Annotated in this window: 22 protein-coding genes; 10 read left to right on the forward strand and 12 right to left on the reverse strand. The window is 43.0% G+C overall.

Translation table 11 applies throughout. The features are described from left to right. Positions 1-61 precede the first annotated feature (61 nt). On the forward strand, positions 62-1498 hold the full coding sequence (locus tag V7K46_RS31545) for a phosphoglucomutase/phosphomannomutase family protein (protein ID WP_335120326.1): 1437 nt from the start codon (positions 62-64) through the stop codon (positions 1496-1498). Between the two features lie 79 nt (positions 1499-1577). Further along, on the forward strand, positions 1578-2162 hold the full coding sequence (gene rdgB / locus V7K46_RS31550) for an RdgB/HAM1 family non-canonical purine NTP pyrophosphatase (RefSeq protein ID WP_335120329.1): 585 nt from the start codon (positions 1578-1580) through the stop codon (positions 2160-2162). A 225-nt stretch (positions 2163-2387) separates the two neighbouring features. Here the strand turns inward: rdgB and V7K46_RS31555 are convergent, their stop codons facing one another. The 6 genes from V7K46_RS31555 to V7K46_RS31580 form a co-directional block, all read right to left on the reverse strand. Beyond that, the gene (locus V7K46_RS31555; protein WP_335120331.1) at positions 2388-2597 is read right to left on the reverse strand and encodes a hypothetical protein; all 210 of its coding nucleotides are present in this window, start codon (positions 2595-2597) and stop codon (positions 2388-2390) included. 173 nt (positions 2598-2770) lie between these two features. Next, on the reverse strand, positions 2771-3043 hold the full coding sequence (locus V7K46_RS31560; protein WP_335120333.1) for a hypothetical protein: 273 nt from the start codon (positions 3041-3043) through the stop codon (positions 2771-2773). 192 nt (positions 3044-3235) lie between these two features. Next, on the reverse strand, positions 3236-3574 hold the full coding sequence (locus tag V7K46_RS31565) for a P-II family nitrogen regulator (RefSeq protein ID WP_012410794.1): 339 nt from the start codon (positions 3572-3574) through the stop codon (positions 3236-3238). A 357-nt stretch (positions 3575-3931) separates the two neighbouring features. Then, positions 3932-4540: a hypothetical protein gene (locus tag V7K46_RS31570; RefSeq protein WP_335120335.1), complete on the reverse strand. Its 609-nt coding sequence runs from the start codon at positions 4538-4540 to the stop codon at positions 3932-3934. A 190-nt stretch (positions 4541-4730) separates the two neighbouring features. Next, positions 4731-5552, reverse strand: a complete 822-nt coding sequence (gene thiD, locus V7K46_RS31575) for a bifunctional hydroxymethylpyrimidine kinase/phosphomethylpyrimidine kinase (protein ID WP_335120337.1) — start codon at positions 5550-5552, stop codon at positions 4731-4733. 47 nt (positions 5553-5599) lie between these two features. Next, entirely contained in the window at positions 5600-5767 is a 168-nt protein-coding gene (locus V7K46_RS31580) for a hypothetical protein (protein ID WP_335120339.1), read from the reverse strand. 479 nt (positions 5768-6246) lie between these two features. On the opposite strand from V7K46_RS31580, the gene V7K46_RS31585 reads away from it, so the two are divergent. The 3 genes from V7K46_RS31585 to V7K46_RS31595 all read left to right on the forward strand — a co-directional run bounded on the left by V7K46_RS31585 (position 6247) and on the right by V7K46_RS31595 (position 9704). Continuing rightward, positions 6247-6522 carry a hypothetical protein gene (locus V7K46_RS31585; protein WP_335120341.1) on the forward strand — a complete coding sequence of 92 codons (276 nt, stop codon included), beginning with the start codon at positions 6247-6249 and terminating at the stop codon, positions 6520-6522. A gap of 186 nt (positions 6523-6708) precedes the next feature. Beyond that, complete coding sequence (locus V7K46_RS31590; RefSeq protein ID WP_335120343.1) at positions 6709-9114, forward strand: choice-of-anchor D domain-containing protein; 2406 nt, start codon at positions 6709-6711, stop codon at positions 9112-9114. Between the two features lie 188 nt (positions 9115-9302). Continuing rightward, a complete protein-coding gene (locus V7K46_RS31595; RefSeq protein WP_335120345.1) occupies positions 9303-9704 on the forward strand; it encodes a hypothetical protein in 402 nt (133 codons plus the stop codon). On the opposite strand, the gene V7K46_RS31600 is transcribed toward V7K46_RS31595, so the two are convergent. Next, positions 9698-10132, reverse strand: a complete 435-nt coding sequence (locus V7K46_RS31600; protein ID WP_335120348.1) for a hypothetical protein — start codon at positions 10130-10132, stop codon at positions 9698-9700. The two genes, V7K46_RS31595 and V7K46_RS31600, sit on opposite strands and share 7 nt — an antisense overlap. Positions 10133-10253: 121 nt before the next feature. Here V7K46_RS31600 and V7K46_RS31605 point away from each other — a divergent pair, with 121 nt between their 5' ends. Both V7K46_RS31605 and V7K46_RS31610 read left to right on the forward strand, forming a co-directional pair. Then, entirely contained in the window at positions 10254-12104 is a 1851-nt protein-coding gene (locus V7K46_RS31605; RefSeq protein WP_335120350.1) for a S8 family peptidase, read from the forward strand. 73 nt (positions 12105-12177) lie between these two features. After that, a complete protein-coding gene (locus tag V7K46_RS31610; RefSeq protein ID WP_335120352.1) occupies positions 12178-12411 on the forward strand; it encodes a hypothetical protein in 234 nt (77 codons plus the stop codon). Here V7K46_RS31610 and V7K46_RS31615 read toward each other — a convergent pair. Beyond that, positions 12398-12721 carry a thioredoxin family protein gene (locus tag V7K46_RS31615; RefSeq protein WP_273769266.1) on the reverse strand — a complete coding sequence of 108 codons (324 nt, stop codon included), beginning with the start codon at positions 12719-12721 and terminating at the stop codon, positions 12398-12400. The genes V7K46_RS31610 and V7K46_RS31615 overlap by 14 nt on opposite strands. A 756-nt stretch (positions 12722-13477) precedes the next feature. Next, the gene (locus tag V7K46_RS31620; protein WP_335120356.1) at positions 13478-13780 is read right to left on the reverse strand and encodes a hypothetical protein; all 303 of its coding nucleotides are present in this window, start codon (positions 13778-13780) and stop codon (positions 13478-13480) included. Positions 13781-14425: 645 nt separating this feature from the next. Between V7K46_RS31620 and hetF the strand changes: the two genes are divergently transcribed. The 3 genes from hetF (at position 14426) to V7K46_RS31635 (ending at position 18285) form a co-directional block, all read left to right on the forward strand. Next, the gene (gene hetF, locus V7K46_RS31625; protein WP_335120358.1) at positions 14426-16933 is read left to right on the forward strand and encodes a cell division protein HetF; all 2508 of its coding nucleotides are present in this window, start codon (positions 14426-14428) and stop codon (positions 16931-16933) included. Positions 16934-17572: 639 nt separating this feature from the next. After that, a complete protein-coding gene (locus tag V7K46_RS31630; protein WP_335120360.1) occupies positions 17573-17863 on the forward strand; it encodes a hypothetical protein in 291 nt (96 codons plus the stop codon). Then, a complete protein-coding gene (locus V7K46_RS31635; protein WP_335120363.1) occupies positions 17863-18285 on the forward strand; it encodes a type II toxin-antitoxin system VapC family toxin in 423 nt (140 codons plus the stop codon). The genes V7K46_RS31630 and V7K46_RS31635 overlap by 1 nt, the downstream gene beginning before the upstream one ends. Before the next feature lie 98 nt (positions 18286-18383). Here the strand turns inward: V7K46_RS31635 and V7K46_RS31640 are convergent, their stop codons facing one another. The 3 genes from V7K46_RS31640 to V7K46_RS31650 form a co-directional block, all read right to left on the reverse strand. Next, the gene (locus V7K46_RS31640; RefSeq protein ID WP_335120365.1) at positions 18384-19202 is read right to left on the reverse strand and encodes a type 1 glutamine amidotransferase; all 819 of its coding nucleotides are present in this window, start codon (positions 19200-19202) and stop codon (positions 18384-18386) included. Between the two features lie 122 nt (positions 19203-19324). After that, a complete protein-coding gene (locus V7K46_RS31645; protein WP_335120367.1) occupies positions 19325-20662 on the reverse strand; it encodes a Mur ligase family protein in 1338 nt (445 codons plus the stop codon). Positions 20663-20770: 108 nt separating this feature from the next. Then, on the reverse strand, positions 20771-21013 hold a 243-nt coding region (locus V7K46_RS31650; protein ID WP_442939892.1), incomplete at its 5' end, for a hypothetical protein.

Below are 21013 nucleotides of genomic sequence, written 5' to 3' on the forward strand. Positions count from 1 at the left end.
TTTTTTACTCTGCACACTGTATAAATGCTAGAATCCTCAAGTAGACAGTTAGGATACTTAGATGCCAGTTGTAGCTAACTCAATCAAGTTTGGTACAGACGGCTGGCGGGGCGTTATTGGTGACGAGTTCACCTTTGAACGCCTAGCCCTGGTCGCGCCAGTTGCCGCAAAAGTATTATATGATACATATTTTTCTAAGGTGGGTAGCCGGACAATAATTGTCGGTTACGATCGCCGATTCATGGCCGAAGATTTTGCTCGTGCTGTTGCCGATACTGTCACTGCTGTCGGCTTTGATGTGCTACTGAGCGAAACCTTTGCCCCAACCCCAGCTTATAGTTGGGCAGCAAAACAACTCAATGCTTTAGGAGCGTTGGTAATTACAGCCAGCCATAATCCCGGAGCATATTTAGGATTAAAAGTCAAGGGATTTTTTGGTGGGTCGGTACCGCCAGAAGTCACAAAAGAGATAGAAGCGCAATTGTCGGTGGGAGTACCACTAGCAGCTACTCCAGGCAAGCAAGAGAAATTCGATCCCTGGCCCAGTTATACAGAAGCACTAGAAGGTAAAGTTGATATCGCTAAACTTCGAGAAGCGATCGCATCTGGCAAATTGACGTTATTTGCTGATGTCATGCATGGCGCTGCTGCTGGCGGATTGGCGAAACTACTAGGCAATCAGGTTAAAGAAATCAACAGCGAACGCGATCCCCTATTTGGTGGTGGTGCGCCGGAACCCTTGCCTAAATACCTTTCAAAGCTATTTGAAGTCATCAAAACTCACCGAGAAACCGATGAATCAGGTTTAACCGTGGGGTTGGTATTTGATGGAGATTGCGATCGCATTGCAGCGGTAGATGGAGAAGCCAACTTCCTAAGTTCCCAAGTATTGATCCCGATATTAATCGACCACTTAACCTTAAGGCGCGGCTTTAGTGGTGAAATAGTCAAAACTGTTAGTGGTTCTGACTTGATGCCTCTTGTAGCAGCACAACATAACCTGTCAGTATTTGAGACAGCAGTTGGTTATAAATACATCGCTGACAGAATGTTAGCAGCAAAAGTGTTGCTGGGCGGCGAAGAGTCGGGAGGAATCGGCTATGGCAGCCATATTCCCGAACGCGATGCACTGCTGTCAGCATTGTACGTTTTAGAAGCAATTGTAGAATCTGGTTTGGATTTAGGTGAATATTATCGCCACTTGCAGAAACAAACAGGGTTTAATTCAGCATACGATCGCATTGATTTACCCTTAGCAAGTATGGAAGTGCGATCGCGTCTTTTGCAACAACTGCAAACCCAACCCTTAACGGAAATTGCCGGGTTAGCAGTAATTGATTGCCAAACAATTGACGGCTACAAGTACCGCCTTGCTGATAAAAGTTGGTTAATGATTAGGTTTAGCGGTACTGAGCCAGTTTTACGCCTCTACTGCGAAGCCCCGACAATAGAGCAAGTGCATCAAACTCTTGCTTGGGCGAAACAGTGGGCGGAGTAAAATTAGTGAGGAGTTGAGAGTTAGGAGTTATTAATTCCTAGCTCCTAACTCATCACTCCTAATTAATAATTCGTAATTCATGACATTACTTGTAGTCGCCACAGGAAATCCCGGTAAGTTGCGGGAAATGCAAGCTTACCTGGAAAATTCTGGTTGGGAATTAACCCTAAAACCTGAAGAATTGGAAATTGAAGAGACGGGCGAAACCTTTGCCGCCAACGCTTGTCTGAAAGCCTCACAAATTGCTAAAGCCACAGAAAACTGGGCAATTGCTGATGATTCGGGCTTGCAAGTAGATGCCCTAAATGGCGCACCAGGAGTGTATTCTGCACGTTATGCCAAAACCGATTCAGAACGGATTGCTAGGGTATTGAGGGAATTAGGTAACGAAGTCAATCGGCAAGCTCAATTTGTTTGTGCAGTAGCGATCGCTCGTCCTGATGGTGCGATCGTATTACAATCTGAAGGTATTTGTCGCGGCGAAATTCTCCATACACCGCGTGGTGATGATGGTTTCGGCTACGATCCAATTTTTTATGTGCAAGAGTTGCAATTGACCTTTGCTGAGATGACACGGGAATTGAAGGGGTCAATTAGCCATCGAGGCAAGGCTTTTGCTACTTTACTTCCCCAACTATACACATTGTCTAGTCCTGAGTGCTGAGTTAGGATAAAAAGCTGATTTAAGAAATGAAAAGCTATCTGAGAATTAGTAGTTTTGGCATTGCTGAATAGTCAGACTAAATATAGCAATCAAGGAAAATATAACAAAGGCTTGTGGTATCAAAGCTCAAGTGATTTACCACAAGTTTTTAAAATGTAAATGCTGTTTACCTTTATTGTGCGGTTAAGCAATTATCTCCCTAAGTTTTTGAAGATAAAAAAATCCTTACGCTACATTGGAATATTGGAATTTTTTTTGAAGACAATCCAAAATATCATTTTCGGTTTTTTGGACGATTTCTTCAATTTCTTTTTGCGATAATATGTTACCCAACTCTTCCTGCAAAATTGCTATTAATTTTTCATAACTAATATGAGCTTGAGTTTTAGCCAAATATTTAGCTAAATTTTGACCTAAATCTAGCCCAGCAGCCACATCACAATCTACTTAATCTTCAAGTTGAACCGCCCACTGTAACCAAGAATTGCTCGATAAATACTGCATTGCCCTACCTCTTCCTGACTATCCACAACCAAGTTTAACAGCTAACTAGATTGGCTGAGTATTTTCTCAGCTTGGTCTGATGAAATCTCAAAGTATCTTAGTCCTTATTTATTGGAATCATATCCCAAACAAACCATCCCAAATTTTCTGCGAAAATTTTCTGCGCCAGGTAAGGAATGTAAACCAATCCTACCTTTGTAATCTAAATCAAAGCTATGTTCTATAGCGAACTTTAGTAAATTACTTCCAACACCTTTAGACATTGGTGGATTTTCTATAGAGCGACGATTCCAAGGAGCTATAGTTAAATAATCTACATAAACAAGATTCTTAGTAGATTCTAAAAGGGAACGATAGCAATCTAACTCCAAAATCATAAGTCCTTGAGTAAGAGCTTCGCATTCTAATGCGAGCCTTTTATAATTTGGCGTTGAAAGCTTAAAAATTTTATCTATCCATGACCAATGGCTGTCTTCTTCAGATGAGTATAGCTAGTGGGACGTGGGAATATGCCTATATGTGACTTATTGAGTCATATATAGGCATATAGTTCAGAAGCTTATCAGCACTCAAACTGCTTCTGTGTTCTTTTCCCCGGTACGAATCCGAATCACTTGTTCAACAGGCGAGATGAAAATTTTACCATCGCCGATTTCACCAGTGCGGGCAGCGGCAATAATTTTGTCCACTACCATATCAACCTGATTGTCGTCAACTACGATTTCCACTTTGAGTTTTTGGAGAAACTCAACCGTGTACTCAGAACCGCGATACCGTTCAGTTTGACCTTTCTGCCGTCCGAACCCCCGGACTTCAGAAACAGTCATGCCAACGATACCAGCGTTAACTAAGGCAATTTTCACCTCATCTAGCTTAAATGGGCGGATAATAGCTTCTACTTTTTTCATCTTTTTGACTCCTGACTTCTACTAGCTTCGTTTATATATCTAACCAGATCCGCTGTCTGAAGCTGTAACTAGCAGTGCTTTTCCTAAAACATATGTAATAATTACCACTTTTTTAAAGTGTAGATGCTTTGCCTGAGGGTTTGGGACATGAGAAGCGGCAAGGATTTATAAATTGGATAATCTTTGAGGTTTTAACATAAAGAAGTTGCTATCAAGTTAGCATTTTATGTAGCTTTTATAACCTAAAAATAAATAAATTCCATCATTTAGCAGATATGCTCAGATATTTAGAAAGTGATTGCAGAGAAATTGCTCGGTAGCCCGAAACCATGCTGCTGTTAACTGTGGGAGTGTCAACTAACGTTTCTGATGTTCAAACAAGGGACGCACAACGAAATATCCAGCACTAAAGGCAGTAAGCATGATTAACAAGATGGTGATAATTAACCACCAGCCATTGAGTTCCTTGGCATCTGGCTCAGTAGTGGAATAATAACTTACTTGTTGCTCTTCTATAAAAACTGGTTCTGGTATCGGGAAATTTATTTCCATTACAGGTGTAGAAAAGTTTTGGCGGCGGCTTTTTTCGGGTGGGGCTTTGGGGACAACAGGTTGAGATGGGCGAGAAACTTGCTGAGGTGGACGCGCTTGGGTTACTGGCTGTTTGGCACCACTTTTCACGTAGCCTGGAGCTTGGGGGACTTGATGATAACTAGGCGTAGCATGGGAATCCACAAACTTTTGCAGGTGAGAAAAAGACTCAACAACTTTGGTAATTTCTTGGCGTAGTAGTTGATTTTCTTGTGCTAATTGCTGATTTTTGGTGGTGAGTGCATCTAGCCTCGCCTGTGTTGCTTGCAACTCTGTTGACAATTCCCTGTATACAGATAATGGTACAGAGGCAGGGTAGGCTTGAGTAGTGGGTGTTGGCGAATTTCTGTGAACAGAACCTATGGTTGTTCGCATCGGGGGCTTGGTATTAAAAATCAAGGTAATTAGATCGTACAGAGATGTTAACAGAGATAGTCAGCCCTGAAACTATGCCCAAGAATAATAGAAAAATGCCGAAAGGGCAAAAATTTCTTATTTACATTTTGGATATGGTTAGTAGTCAGTAGTCAATAGTCAGTCAACAGCTTGATAACTAACCACGAGGTTAATTTCGTAACAATGGGAAGAAGTGTCCTACAGGGCCTTGCCCTTCGCCAATATCTAGGGCGTAAGTGAGTGCAGTAGTGACATACTCCTTTGCCTGTTGCACTGCTTGCCACAAGTCTTTTCCGTTAGCCAGATTAGCAGCGATCGCAGCCGATAGGGTACAACCAGTGCCGTGGGTATTTTTTGTCTCTACTTGCTGGCAAGTCAAAACTTCCAACTTGTCCCCATCAAACCAGATATCAACACCACGCATATCTCCCTGCATACCTCCGCCCTTAACTAAAACGGCCTTCGTCCGTAAAGTCTTGTGGATAATTTCAGCAGCGGCTTGCATATCCTCCAAAGAATTGATTTGTAAACCGCTCAAAATCTGGGCTTCATAGCGATTGGGCGTGATGATAACTGCCTTGGGAATCAGGGCATGGCAAAGAGTCTTCACAGCATCATCATCAATCAATTGTGCCCCCGTACGTGACACCATTACTGGATCAACTACTAGATTATCGATTTGTAAAGCTTCCACCTGCTGGGCAACAGCAAAGATAATTTCCTGATTGAGCAACATTCCCGTTTTGGCAGCTTGTACGCCAATATCCTCAACTACTGCCTGAATTTGCGCCACAACAGCCTCTCTTGTCATGGCATCAACCCTGCTCACTCCTAGAGTGTTTTGTGCCGTGACGCAGGTTATAGCGCTAGTACCGTGGACACAGTGAAAAGCAAAGGTGCGTAAATCAGCTTGAATTCCTGCGCCGCCACCGCTATCTGAGCCAGCAATGGTTAAGGCAACAGATACCCTGGAGTTTATTTCAGCGTTCATATTATGAAGATTACTGGTGAGATGGTAGTTGCTTGGCGATCGCTTGTTTAAATCGGTTGTGGGTTTTGCAATATCTGACGACGAGCTGCTTTACCTCTGTGCTCTTGCGGCACAACCGTTAAGTAAGGTTGAGGCTCCGTTTCATCAATCCAGTCAGAGTAATATTTTACGCAACTAGATTTGAGAGAAAGCTGAAGTAACTCTAAAATCGCCATAAATGGCATTCCAATTGATTCTAGCGTCTGATGCAACTTGATTATAAGCAATGCCTTGTGGACTTACGCCGAGCAAATTGAGAGAAGCTTCATCAAATCCTTGTACAAAGAGCTTTCCATCCCCATATTACCCTGTAATTTGACAAGAATTTACACCACGTTACCGTAACTTTTTACCTTATGTTGTAAAAAAACGAACAAAAAACAGGGTATTCACTGATATCAATTGCTCTTTGTGAAGGTTAGTTTTAACTAAGTTCACAAAGCTCAATTACACGGTTTAGAAAAGCTTCGACTAAGTTGTTACATTAGTCTCTTTAACTTAAGAGGTCAACCTACTAAAGTTTCAACAAATTAAGCTTTGACTACTGTAACTTTAAGTCCCTAGTTATTAGCCAGGGGTGCATTCTACTATGTCGATTTGGCAACCTCGTGACTTCAGACAACGGATAAAGTTCAGAGTAATTAACATTCCAAATATGATTACCGGATCGAATATAGCAGATAGCAAAGCTGTTTTGCAAAAAGCAGCGATGTCTACGACGGGCTACGCCTACGCCGCTGCTAGAGATGAAGCTCCGATTCAATTCGACTTCATCTGTGGCAATTATTGGATGTCAAACAATAAGCTCAAAGAAGACAGGAAACTTCTCCGGCTTCACTTTGAATGTCTACGTGCTAATCCTCCGATTACCCTCAACAAAACCCTGACGATTGACGGTATCAATACCCCTGGTTTAACCATCAACGGTTGACAGGATAAAAATTTTTCAGTTTGACAACAGCATTTTTAAGACCGGCGCAATTTCAAGTCGCGATCGGACAACTGTGACTGTCCTGAATAGTCCAGACAGATAACCCATTCAAATAACTACTTAGCAACTGAGTTTGTTGTTGAGAGTGTACTACCAATTCCCCTTACATATATTCGGAGTAAACCTATGGCTGGCAAAACATACTACGTTTCTGGAACAGGCGATGATAAAAAAAATAATGGCTTGAAGGAAGGAGCCGCATTTCGCACCCTCCAAAAAGCCGCAGACTTGGTACAGGCGGGTGATACCGTCTACGTCATGAATGGTACTTACACCTCATCTTCTGCGAATATCCTGAGTATTGGAAATAAGCAGGGTAGGGCTGATGCACCGATCACATTTATTGCATATCCTGGACACACACCTGTTATAGAAGCACACAGCAACAATTGGAATGCTATATCAATTACAGGCTCTTCATACGTAGTAATTGATGGCTTAACATTGGTAGGAGCACGAGATGAAATTACAAAAGAATATGCGCTCCAACAACAAAAAATTTTGGATAACCCAGCAACAGCTGGAAATGGTATTAGCGTTAACAAGAGTAGTCCAACTCAACGGTCACACCATATCACAATTAATAATAACAAGGTTTCTAAGTTTCCAGGAGGCGGGATTAGTGCAGGAGAAGCTGATTATATTACAATAAAAAACAATATCGTTTCTGGAAACTCTTGGTATTCACCCTACGGAACTCAAGGAATCACATTAGGGCATCTTTGGAACTCAGATGAGAACGTAAAAGATTACAAAGTAATTGTCCAAGGAAATACTTCTTTTGATAATAAAGAATTAGTCCCTTGGTATCAAACAGGAAAAATAACTGAGGGTCATGGAATAATGCTTGACACTTCTTATATTGGAAATGTTGCATACCAGGGGAAAGCCTTAATTCGCAACAACTTAATTTATAACAATGGTGGGGCAGCTATTCAGATTTTCAAAGGAGAAAACCCTGTAGATATTGTAAATAATACAACTTACCACAACTCACGAATAATCCCAGACGGAGAAATTTTTCTTAACAGTGCTAAAAATGTTCGGGTCTATAACAATATTATGTATGCAAGCACAGGAGGGTCTACCGCTTCCATCAATTCTTCTAGTAATGTTTCATTTAACAATAACCTTGCTTACAACGGAGCATTTACTGCCCCAGGATCAGGAAATATTTTAAACAAAGACCCATTGTTTGTTGATGCAGCAAATGGTGACTTTCGGCTCAAACTTGGAAGTCCTGCGATCGATACTGGTTCCGATGCCTTTAATAGCATCACTAAAACTATTCCCCAGGATGGCGATGGTAATGGCATTGTAGGGACTGATATTGGTGCATATGAAGCCCCCCGCAGTACCATCGCTACTCCAGAAATTCAAGTTCTCAATGGCACAGTTGATATTGCAGATGAGAGCACCACCGCTATTAATTTTGGTGACACCACTGTTGGTAACACCCTGACCAAAACCTTCACTATTAAGAACACCGGTGTAGCTACACTCAACCTGACTAATCTCAATCTTCCCAACGGATTTAGTTTAGTGGGAACTCTTCCAGATAGCGTAGCTGTTAATGCTTCCACCACCATATCGGTGGCACTCAATAGCACTACACCCGGCACCTATAGTGGCAACTTCAGTTTAAACAACAACGATAGTAACGAAAGCCCCTTTGACTTTGCGATTAGTGGCACAATTAAACCCGCTCCTGCTCCAGAAATTCAAGTTCTCAATGGCATATTTAACATTGCAGATGGCAACACCAGCGCCATTAACTTTGGCTACACCACTGCTGGTAACACCCTGACCAAAACCTTTACTATTAAGAACATCGGTACAGCCGCACTCAACTTGGGTAATCTCAAACTTCCCGACGGATTTAGTTTGGTGGGAACTCTTGCATCTAGCGTAGCTGTTAATGCTTCCACCACCATATCGGTGGCACTCAATACCGTTAAAGTCGGTAGCTATGGTGGTAGCCTCAGTTTAAACAACAACGATAGTGACGAAAGCCCCTTTGACTTTGCTATCAAGGGTACAGTTGGACCTGCTGCTGCCATAAAGGGTACTTCAGGAAATGACCAACTTTCCGGAGGTGACCCAGACGATCAGATCTGGGGACAAGATGGTAATGACCGACTTTACGGCAATGGTGGCAATGACCTGCTTTACGGCGATAACGGTAACGATACCCTGTTCGGCGGTCTTGGCGATGACCAACTCTACGGGCGTGCAGGCAACGACTGGCTTTACGGTGGTAAAGGCAATGATGTGCTGACTGGGGGCTATGATAATGACACCTTTGTATTAGCTTCTGGTGAGGGCACGGACTCCATTACTGACTTTGAACTGGGTAAGGACAAGATTGCGTTGTCAGGTGGTCTCCAGTTTGGTCAATTGTTGATACAAAAACAAGGAAGTCAAGCTTTCATTGTGGATAGTTCTGACAATCAAGTGTTGGCGAAGTTGGATGGGGTTAGTGCGACAACGCTCTTAGCTCAGGCTTTTACAACTTTTATAACTATAAGTTAATTGTGTTTTCCAATGACCAAGCCTCGTTACAGCGGGTATAAGTGTGTAGGGGAATAACTAGAGAGAAAAGATTTGGTATTGAGCACCTAAATTCATTTTATGGGGTTTCTCTACACTTTAATTCCTGTCAAGGTGACTGCAACTTTTATTCACTCAGGGAGACAGGTTTACCCCTCGATATCGCAGATATGACGACAGTGAGAGCCACTCAAACTGCCACCACCCTTGATCGCACACATGGACTCCAAACAATACAAGTTTTTCATCGACGATCGCTCCACTGGAAACGCTCATTTGCCTTGAAGTCTTTTAGCAAGAACAGTAGAAGCCCTACACCCCGTCTAGTGGGTGTGGGGACGCCAGACGAGAGCGACAGTTACCCCTCTACAGCCCAGAATGAATATCGGTCATGGTTCGATATTCATTCTGGGCTGTTTTGGTTGTTGATATATTCCTTAAGCTTTGATATTGTCACACTATTGCAATTAGCGACACAAACAAATAAAAAATATCCCATTGCAAAGGGACAAGGTGCAAAAGGGGAAGGAGTTGCGATAATTTATTTTTTGCAGTTCCCAAATAACTACTGATTTTGTTGTGATCGCAAGTCTTCTAATACCCCCTGTAAAAACTTACCCCATTCCGCCGCCAAAGGGATTTCTGTAAATGGAACGCGCACTGAGTTAGTAGATTCGGAAAATAGAAATTCTAACTCTATAGAACGACCTTTATTGGGTGTATTTTCCACATCAACTGATTTGTCATCTACTAAAAGGTGGATTTTTTTGACATCAAGCAAAGAGAATGTTTCTAGTTTAATAAGTCCTTTAGGCGTGGGTTTTCCCCAAGTTAGATTGTTGCCTTTTTGACCTAATACAGCATAAATATCGTACTTAGCCCGTTCAAATTGCTCTGCCCAAGTACGATAGGCTTCAACTTTTTGATACTCTTTCGAGCCTTGCCATGTCAACCAGGAAAACATTACTAATAGGGGCAACCACAAAAGACCACGTTCCATCGGTTAAAAAAGTCCTGAGTAATGAAGTGAAACTTGTAACTAAAAGAGCAAAATCCACCCATAAAGGATGGAGATAAGTTATGGTAGTGAGCAAACTGGCAAAAAGCGGTGATGAGTTAATATGAGAAAACTTATATTATTGTGCTTGTTTGTCATTGGGCTGGGATCTGCCATATTTGGTTTCCTGAATTTCCAGGGAATGGCAACAAAAGGAGAGTTTGAGACGATTTTGCTTGATTTTCGGGAAGATATTCCATCACTTGTGGTGGAACAGAATCTGCAAGCGATCGCCAAACAATACAACGTTACACCCCAATTAGACAACAAGTTTTCAAAAAAAGATAATGTGTATATTGTCAAAGGCGATCGCCAGCGACTCCAAGAACTGAAAAAATCTCAATTTGCTCAAACTACAGAATTTATTGAGCCAAATTACATTTATAGAAAGATTCCACAACCAGGTAAAGCAGCTTGGTTAGGAGAATTTTTGAGACCCCAAGATGATGATGAGACAAGCCCCTCATTAACTGGCCCCAATGACCAATATTATAGCAAGCAGTGGAACTTGCACCAAATCGGTATTGAAGGCGCATGGAGTCAAACCAAAGGCAGTGGCATCACAGTCGCAGTGATTGACACCGGAATTAGTAAGGTTCGTGACTTGCTTGAGACAAAATTTGTTAAGGGCTACGATTTTGTAAACGACCGAGAAGATGCCACAGACGATAACGGCCACGGTACTCATGTTGCCGGAACTATTGCTCAAGCCACAAATAACAAATATGGCGTTGCTGGAATTGCCTACGAAGCTAGTCTGATGCCGTTGAAGGTACTCAGTTCTTATGGTGGCGGTACAATTGCCGATATTGCCGAAGCAATTAAATTTGCTGCTGATAAAGGCGCAGATGTAATTAATATGAGCTTGGGTGGTAGCGGTGAAAGCAAGTTGATGAAAGAAGCGATCGAGTATGCCCATAGAAAAGGTGTAGTTATCATTGCCGCGGCGGGGAATGAAAATACCAATGGGGCAAGCTATCCAGCCCGCTATCCCTATGTCATCGGTGTTTCCGGAATTGGCCCAGATGGGGAAAAAGCACCTTATTCTAACTTTGGTGCTGGGGTAGATATTTCTGCTCCTGGTGGCAGTGAAGCTGGTAAAATTCTCCAAGAAACTATCGATGAAAACGGCGAAGGAGTATTTCTTGGCTTCCAGGGTACAAGCATGGCTTCCCCACACGTTGCCGGTGTTGCGGCATTAATCAAAGCTGCTGGCATCAAAGAACCAGATGAAGTTTTAAAAGTCCTCAAGCAGTCGGCGCGAGTTATCCAGGATGATGGTTTGAACTATTATGGCGCTGGACAACTCAATGCAGAAGCAGCAGTCAAACTAGCCTTTGCGGGGCAAATCAGTTTCCCAGATTTCTTCCGGTGGTTACGCGATAGCGGCTATCTTAACCCCGGCTTTTGGATTGATGGTGGTGCGATCGCACTCTTACCGAAGATTTTAATGGTAGTTGGTTCCTATCTACTGGCTTGGTTTTTACGGGTTTACTTCCCCTTCACTTGGAGTTGGTCTTTATCTAGTGGACTAATTGCCGGCAGTTCTGGGTTATTCTTCCTCAAGGGAATCTATATTTTTGACCTTCCCCAGTGGCCTTTCCGGGTTTTGGGCAGTTCAATTCCGGAACTAGGCAATACCCTCCAGGGAACTAATGCGTTCAATCCCCTGTTTGCCAGCGTACTGATTCCCATTGTCTTAATGGCATTGCTGCTGGGACATCCTAGTTGGAAATGGTTTGCCATTGGTTCAACCTTAGGTGTGGCAGCCTGCTTGACGGTAAGTGCGTTTTTCGATCCAGCTGTTTGGGGTTTGGGAAGTGGTCACTTAGCACGTCTTTTCCTCATCACCAATGCCCTAATCTGTTATGGACTTGCTCGTTTAGCATTGAAAAACGAAGAAAAAATAGCATAGAAAGGGAGAGACGCGATTAATCGCGTCTCTACTCCTAACTCCTAATTTCCTATTCCCCCACTCAGCACTGTTTATGAGCATTACACTTACAGGTACAATTGAACGCCGTGATATTGGCACAGGGGCATGGGCCTTAGTCACAGAAGAGGGCGTTACTTACGAAATCCTTAAAGGGGCAAACAAAGACTTACTCAAAGCTGGACAAAAAGCAAAAGTTAAAGGACAGGTGCGTGAAGATATCATGACAACTGCGATGATTGGACCTGTCTTGGAGGTCAAATCTTTTGAAGTAATTAGTTCTGATTAGCTGTAGAATTCAGAACCTCTTGAAGACGGCTTCTAAACTCTCCTTTGGGATGACCTCCTTTTACCTCACCCACAATCAGAAATTCTCCTTCTGGAGAATTGCAGATGATGTAAGTAGGCCATCCCATTTCTGATTTATCGGGATACTGAGTTAATAAAATCTTGCGATACTTGCGGTAAGCAGTTGTATCCTGCATTTTCACATCGATAAATTCTAAACCCAGTTCTTCAGCCACCTTTTTGTCATAAAAAGACATTTTGTGGCAAATGCCGCACTCTTCTGAAGAGAACTTAATTACAGCTAAACTCATGGGTTGGCGACTCTTTGGTTTTAGGGAAGCTATTTTAGCATAATGCTATGAAATATTACCATATAGCTGGTCATTCGTGTCAACTTAAGGCTGAAATCCTGATTTAATATCTTTTCTTCCCTGCTTCTAATAGAGAAGGCAATTTTTTGGGAGGCAGAGCCTCCAGTACCGCATTCCCAGGCTGAACCTGGGAACGAGAAATATACAAATGTAGTCGGCGATGAAGCTCTGATTCGGAAGTTGAAAGCAGTGATTGCTGGCAGACAAACAGTTAAACGCCAAAATATAGAAAAAAAATTAAGAATGTGATTAAATATCATAGCAATCATTTTGGTGTGGCATCTCTAGCTCACAATAAAAAGAAAGCGATTCAGGAATTGAGTGAGCAGCTTATGCTCTATCCTGGCAACAGGAGGATACTCAAGGTCTACCAGCAGTAGCAACAATAGTGGTGCATTCCAGTTATATCGGTAGAATACTAGGGCGATGTCTAACGACAAGCCGCTACGCCAAAAAAACCCCCAGTGGGTGTTAGCCAACCAGGGGAGTTAGTTATCAGGGTGCATCTACCAATTAAATGTTCTCAGGTTGAACACCATACTCCGGATAAATTTGTACAAAGGTCTGTTATTTTTTTAAATAAAAACCCCCCAGTGGGCGTTAGCCAACCAGGGGAGTTAGTTATAAGGGTGCATCTACCAATTAAATGTACTCAGGTTGAACACCATACTCCGGATAAATTTGTACAAAGGTCTGTTATTTTTTTAAATAAAAACCCCCAGATGGTGTTACCCTACTAGGGGAGTGAGTTATCAGGGTGCATCTACCAGTAATCTTTTCTAGGGGCAGCAGTATCTTCCTAAGAAAATGGTAAAAATCAGGGTTGATGGCGATGTCTATGACAGGCGTAGCTGCGGCAACTAGAAAAAAACCCCCAACGGGTGTTAGCCAACCAGGGGAGTTAGTTATCAGGGTGCATATACCAATAATCTTTTCTAAAGTAAATGGGTAGCTAGCGGATAAATTAGCAGAGGTTAAAGTTGTTGCTAGTTTAGCCACCAGAAAAAACCCTTAACGGGTGTTAGCCAACCAGGTGAGCTAGTTATCAGGTCACAGCTACCAATTAAATAACCAGTGCGCTGCCTTAAAAAAATGATGCGTCAGAGATGATTGCTGCTTACTTTCTTCATAAAAAAACCCCCAGTGGGTGTTAGCCAACCAGGGGAGCTAGTTATCAGGGTGCATCTACCAATTAAATGTTCTAGGTTTAACCACCATCCTCCGGATAAATTCACTAGAAAGTTGATTGTTGTTGTGTGTAAAAAAACTCTAGTGAATATTAGCTGAATAAGGAGAGTTAAAAATCAAGCTACATTCATCTAGTAATCAAGTATTCTAGGGTTAAGCACTATTTTCTGGAAGAGAATATCTGCGTTAGAAGTTGCTGTAGTTTGCCAAAATTGAAAAAAACCCCCAGTGGGTGTTAGCCATCTAGGGGAGTTGAAGATCAAGGTGCATCTACCAATTAAATGTTCTAGACCCAAGTAATCCGATCCGGATAAAGTTGTAAAGGCAAAAAAAGCAAAACAACACCGAATCAGAAACATTCAGGGGTAGGATGCATCTAAGTTATCAGAGGGAGCGAAAAATCGACTTGAAACTTTCGCGTTTCAAACCAGATTTAGGAGGCGGACAGGAGAAGCTGTGACCCAGGAATTTCATATTTCCGTGACCCCAGTAGGGCAAAATGACTACTTGGTGCGGACGGAACAAGTCGCGCCTGGGGTACCATTGGCAGAAGAATTGGTGACTTGGCCTATAGCTGATTGGTTGATGGCTGCTGGGCATTTGATGAATGACCCGTTGAAATCGGTGTTGCAAGGAGATCCATTCGCCTCTGGTGGGCATGAAAGCAGTATCGCCAGAAACTCTGTTAACTTGGTGGCGTTGGGTCAACAATTTTATAACGCCCTATTTCAAGGCACTCTCAGAGATAGTTGGATTACTGCCCAAGGTATTGCCCAAAACCACCAACAAGTACTACGCTTACGCTTGGGGCTAAAAGACACTAGGTTAGCTCGTCTGCCTTGGGAAGTGATGCACGCAGGCGATCGCCCTCTGGCTACTGGGCCTTATGTGGCTTTTTCTCGCTTCCAAAGTGGAATTTTGGGGGCTTCCCCTTTGCGCTCGCAAAATATGCCCACACTACCAGAAGGTGGTGTCAAAGTATTGATGGTAATTGCTTCCCCTTCAGATCAAGTCCGCCTTGATTTACAGAAACAGGAAGCTATTAAACTGCAAGCTGAACTTCACCGACAAACATCACGACTGGCTGAAGGTAGCAATCGTTTCCCACAAATTGAACTTACTGTATTAGACCAACCAGGACGAGAAGAACTAACGCAAGCCCTAGAACAAGGCAGATACCACGTTCTCCACTACTCTGGTCATAGTAACTTAGGTTCCAATGGCGGAGAAATTTATCTTGTTAGTCGCAGAACTGGCTTAACAGAAATCTTGACTGGGGACGATCTGGCAGGTTTGCTCGTCAATAATAATATCCAAATGGCAGTGTTTAACTCCTGCTTGGGGGCGTACACAGCCGCATCCGATCCCTCTGGAGATACTGGTGAACGGAACTTAGCAGAAAGTCTCGTGAAGCGCGGAATCAGAAGCGTTTTGGCGATGTCAGAACGGATTCCTGATGAAGTGGCACTGACGCTCACACAATTGTTTTACCGCAACTTGAGTCAGGGATATCCAGTAGATTTGTGCGTCAGTCGCGTGCGTCAAGGATTAATTTCTGCCTATGGTTCTCACCAGATGTACTGGGCATTACCGATTTTGTATCTCCAGCCAGAATTTGACGGTTTTCTGAGTGAGGAAACTGAGTTATCCGAAAGTGCGGAGTCGCTGAATCAGTATAGTTCGCCTTTAGGGGCAACTTCCACGATGTACTCTGCGATCGCAGATGATACTGAGATGCCTTTAGGAATCGAGCAAATGATCCCTTCTGGTTTGGCGCATGACTCTTCTGGGTTGGACTGGCTAGGTGACGATACTTGGGGCGATCTCGTTGATGAAATTGAGTATGATGACCCAAGCTATGAAGAAGATTCTGCTATAGTTTCGGATTTGTTTCGTCAGTTAGATAACCAAAAAGCTCCAACTGAACCGGATGAACAGATTCGAGAAAATAGTCTTCACCAAAGCCAGGTTTCAGAGGAAATGACTTCCTCAGAAGAGGAAGCAGATTTGTGGGGAGAAGTTCCACCGCCGCCACCTCCAACTGCTGGGAACCTTGAAGGAAATTGGCAAAATTCTGCTGATTTTTTGCGCTCGCAACCAGCCCCGCAACCAGTTCCACCAAGACCTCGTACCCAACGCCGTAAGCTGTGGCCGATTGTGGGTATTATGGGGATCAGTGCCTTAGCAGCTGCGATCGGTTTAAATTGGTGGTGGCAAAATCGACACCAAGTAACTCTACCTAACATACCAGCAATTCCCACCCAGTCTCTACCCATTCAAAAGCAGCAAAATATTGACTTACAGACAGCAACGACTGGGATTGTCACCACCACCGCCACTGAAAAATTGAGCCAGGGCGACTTGGAAAGTGGGTTATTGGCTGTAGAAGAACTACTCAATCGTGGCGCACTGGCTGCGGCTGAAACTGCCTTGAAATTAATTCCAAATAAACAAGCTAACGATCCATCTGTCAACTTTTACAAAGGACGATTAGCGTGGCAGTCTATCCAAACTGGAGACAATAACTATAGCGTCGATGATGCTCGCCGTTACTGGGAAACTGCTGCAAAAGCTAAACCAGAATCGCCTTTGTATAATAATGTCTTGGGATTTGCCTACTACACAGAAGACAATTTGAATCGAGGTAATGATTCTTGGTTCAAAGCTTTGAATTTAGCTCTCAAAGAGCAGAACACACAATCAAGATCCACAAAGGCAGCAGTGCCTCAGGATGCTTTAACTTCCTATGCTGGTTTAGCTCTCGGATTGTATAAATCTGCACTTAGTCAATCTAATGGTAAGCAGACACAATATCTCAAAGAAGCGATCAAGTTGCGACAATTGGTAGTTAAGTCTGATCCAGTAAATTTCCAGGTAGATAAATTAGCTAAAAATTGGTTGTGGACAGAAAAGGCGATCGCAGATTGGCGATCGCTCCTTCAGGAAAAGAGCGAAGAACAGTAAGATGTTGTAGTGGTGCGATCGCGGTTAATTAAATAGCAGTTCTCAATTCCATGTAATACGGTCGGTTTGTAGGGGCACAGTATTGCTGTGCCCCTACTGCATGTTGCTTTTGCAAGATGTTTTGCAATTTTCACAATTCAAATAGGATTTTTCTATACTCTTATCTGTTGCCTTGAAACTGCTTAATAATATTGCCAATTAAAGGTAACTGTTCCAATACCATTTTTGTCAAATCTACAAAAGATTTATCAAAAAGGCGGTCATCTTGACGGAGTTGCAGAACGCCTATTAAAACGATAAATATTGCTGTCCCAATAATAGCTAATAGCGAAAGTCCTCTGAAGAGGGCTAAATTCTTTCCAGACTTAGGTTTTAGTTTACTTGGTGGCTTTGGCTATTGCTTTCTAGAACTTCGAGTTTCAGGCGATCGCATTTTTAAGATTGACTATTTTGACCCCTCTCCAAACGTCTCCCCGACACGGGTAGAGGTTTTTTATCTCGTTCTCAAGTTCTACGGGGAAATGCAGTACTTTAGGACTTCTGTCTTTTGTTAATTTAAAATAAGAGGCAGAGTCTCCTGAATTGCGTTCCCTGTCAAAGCCAGGAAACGAAAAATTCTCTAATTTCCTGGAGGTAGAAATGGAAACGAAAAAATTGCGATCGCATATTGGGGTAGATGGTATATTGCACATTCAGACACCTACTGATTTCAAAGATACATCTGTAGAAGTAGTGGTGGTTGTACAGCCGTTAGATAAAACAGACCTTGCACCATGCGATGACACTGTACTGCAATATAACGCCTGGAGAAAGCCAACGACAAAAAAATCGATTCAAGAAGCAATTGCCAAAATGCAACAACTGCGGCGAGAAGTAGCGTTAGATAAAACCTCAATCCGTGAAATGCTTGAAGATGGGCGAAGATTTTAATGCAGTTTGTTTTGGATTGTTCTGTAGCAATTAGCTGGTGCTTGGTGGATGAAAACGATGATTATGCTAATGCCATACTGGCAATGATGCCAGATTCTGAAGCTTTTGTACCAGGAATTTGGTCGCTGGAGATTGCTAATACCCTTGTCGTGGCTGAACGACGTAACCGCATAACACAGGAACAATCTAAGCAAGCTATTGCTTTGTTACAATCACTATTAATTCAGGTTGATCCAGTTACAGATGCAAAAGCATTGGATGCAACCTTGAAGCTAGCACGACAGGAAGCTTTAGCAGCTTATGACGCAGCTTATTTAGAATTGGCCTTGCGGTTACAATTGCCGTTAGCAACTCTTGATACTCGGTTAGCAGAGGCGGCGACTCGTTGCGGTGTGGGGTTAGTGGTTGTTAACGAGGAATGAACTCAAGGCTAAGTTTGGGGCGTTTGTCACCCCTTCCCATGTGAAACCGGGGAATTGCGTTCCCTGTGAAAGTCAGGGAACGAGAAAAACACGAAAATTTAAACCCTAGCCGCAGCAACACCTGGTAAACTTACTTTCAACCGCTTAAACATCGCTTCCCTCGCTTGTACAGCAAGGTTATCATCTAAAGGTTGCAATGCGATCGCCTGCTGATACTTTAGCCGCAGTGCTGTTTGAATTAACCAATCGGCGACAAAAGGATTTTTTGGTAACAAAGGGCCGTGGGAATAAGTTGCGATCGCATTCTGATAAAATGCTCCTTCTGTCCCATCTTCACCATTATTTCCCAAACCGTATACCACGCGCCCTAATGCTTCCACTTTCCCCAACTTGGTGCGTCCGCCGTGATTTTCAAAGCCTACCAAATATGGTGTACTACCCGTCATCTCTTTTAAATCTCGCGCCAGACGTGAGGCTGTGACTTCAATTACCAAGTTACCAATACAGCGCTTAGTATTTTCACCAGGATGCACGGAAACTAAATCGAGTATTCCCAAACCATCAATCCGTTGTCCTAATCCTGGTTCGTAATAATGTCCCAGCAACTGGGGGGAACCACAAGTAAACACTCCTGGCGTACCATTTTCGATTTTCTCGCGCATGGCGTCAGCTTTTGCGCCTTGCAAATCACGCATGACAATTTCTTGCTGACGATCTTGTGCGCCACCACCAACTATTACATCTACAGTTTTAATATCTGCGGCTGTAGCATTTTGATCCAGGGGTAACACTTTAACATCGTATCCCCGCCACTGGGCGCGACGTTCTATAGTAATTACATTACCGCGATCGCCATAGGTACTCATCAGCGTCGGGTACAACCAACCAATTGTTAATTCCAAATTTTGAGAACTCATAAATTTAGGGAATGGGGAGTAGGGAATGGGGAGTAGGGAATGGGAAATTAGGAATTGGGGAATTAATTTATTTTTTCTTTTCTTTACCCCTACTCCCTATTCCCCACTCCCCATTCCCCAATTTAAAGAATTTTTCGACCCGTCAGGACTTCTCGCACTTCTAACATCGCTGAATAGGTAGGCAGAATGTGCAAAGTTTCATTCTCTGGTGTATGCTCTAATGCAGTAGCGATCGCCTGTCGCAAATCTTCTTCGACTATTAAATTTAACTTACTCTCAGGGGACTTTTGGCTGTAACGTAGACGTAGTGCCATATCGTAGACGCGATCGCCACTCACTACTAAAGTCCCTCCACGTTCGACTAATTTCTCGGTATCCACGTCCCAAATCCAGGATACATCCGTGCCGTCGGGTGTGCGATCGTTCAATACTAGCAGTGTGGTTTTATCTGTGCTTTGAGTCACCACACGAATGGTTTCATTCGTTCCCACGGGATTTTTTGATAACAGAATCCGCACCCGTTTACCGTTAATTACTAAATCTTCTGCCCGACCAAATGCAGCTTGAAAATTGTTAATAGTATCTCGAATTGTTGCTTCATCAACTCCTAACTCAATAGCCGCAGTAACAGCCGCTAAAGTATTATATTTGTTGTATAAACCAACAAGAATTTGTGACCATTCACTACTTTCGAGAGTTGGTTTACTTTTACTAAAACCACACTTGGGACAAGTAAAATCTCCCAAATGAGACAAATAAACACCCTTGTAATCTAGTGAATGTCCACATTTGGGACAATAGATAGAATCAACAGCGTGAGGAATAGCTTCTAAATAATGTTCCGGTTCATTCAAGCCAAAGAATAACACCCGTTGGGGTAACTGCTGACCGAGGTTAGATAAAGTTGGGTCATCAGCATTGGGAATTACCACCGTTTCTACTGGTAGGGTAGAAATAACTTTTGTCCAACGCTTACTAATTGTGTCTACTTCCCCGTACCTATCGAGTTGGTCGCGGAATAAGTTTAAACAGAGAATAATTCGCGGTTGGAGTGGCGTTAATACTCTTGGTACAATATTTTCATCAACTTCCAAAATGGCGTAATCAACATCTAGTGTACCTAGCAAAGTGGTGCTTTCTAACAGCGCACTTATCAAGCCATTTTCTAGATTTGCACCTGTAGAATTATGAGCGATGCGATAACCCTTGCGTTCTAATATCGTGCATAAAAGCAGTGCTGTAGTGGTTTTGCCGTTAGTACCAGCAATTAAAATCACCCCGTTTTTAACTTGCTGACTCAATAATTGTAAAAGTCGGGGTTCAATGCGACGAGCAATCGAGCCTGGTAATACACTAGCAGCACCCAGACGGAGCGATCGCACTATAAACGTCACACTTTTTGCCACTGACACCGCGAAACCCAGTCGCAGCCTATCTATGAATTGTATTTTGTTTCCCACATCCGTACCTTAGTCTTCTGGCGGTTGCTAATTGAAAGTATTTAATTGCAAATTTAATATGCGTGAGTTTAGCGAATCCTGGCTGAAAAAGCCAGCCTTGACATCAAGTTAGGGGCTGCTGCTTCCAGTCAGACATTCAGCCAGAGGCTCGATGAATGCATTCCCATGCAGAGCATGGGAACGAGGGAAGAAAATCAAGATGCAGGGGATGAGGGGGGAGTGGAGAAATGAGAGATTGAGGCTTTGAGGCTGAGACTTGAGGCTTTGAGGCTGAGACTTGAGGCTTTGAGGCTGAGACTTGAGGCTTTGAGGCTGAGACTTGAGGCTTTGAGGCTGAGACTTGAGGCTTTG

It is taken from the genome of Nostoc sp. (genome assembly GCF_036917395.1).
Lineage (GTDB): Bacteria > Cyanobacteriota > Cyanobacteriia > Cyanobacteriales > Nostocaceae > Nostoc.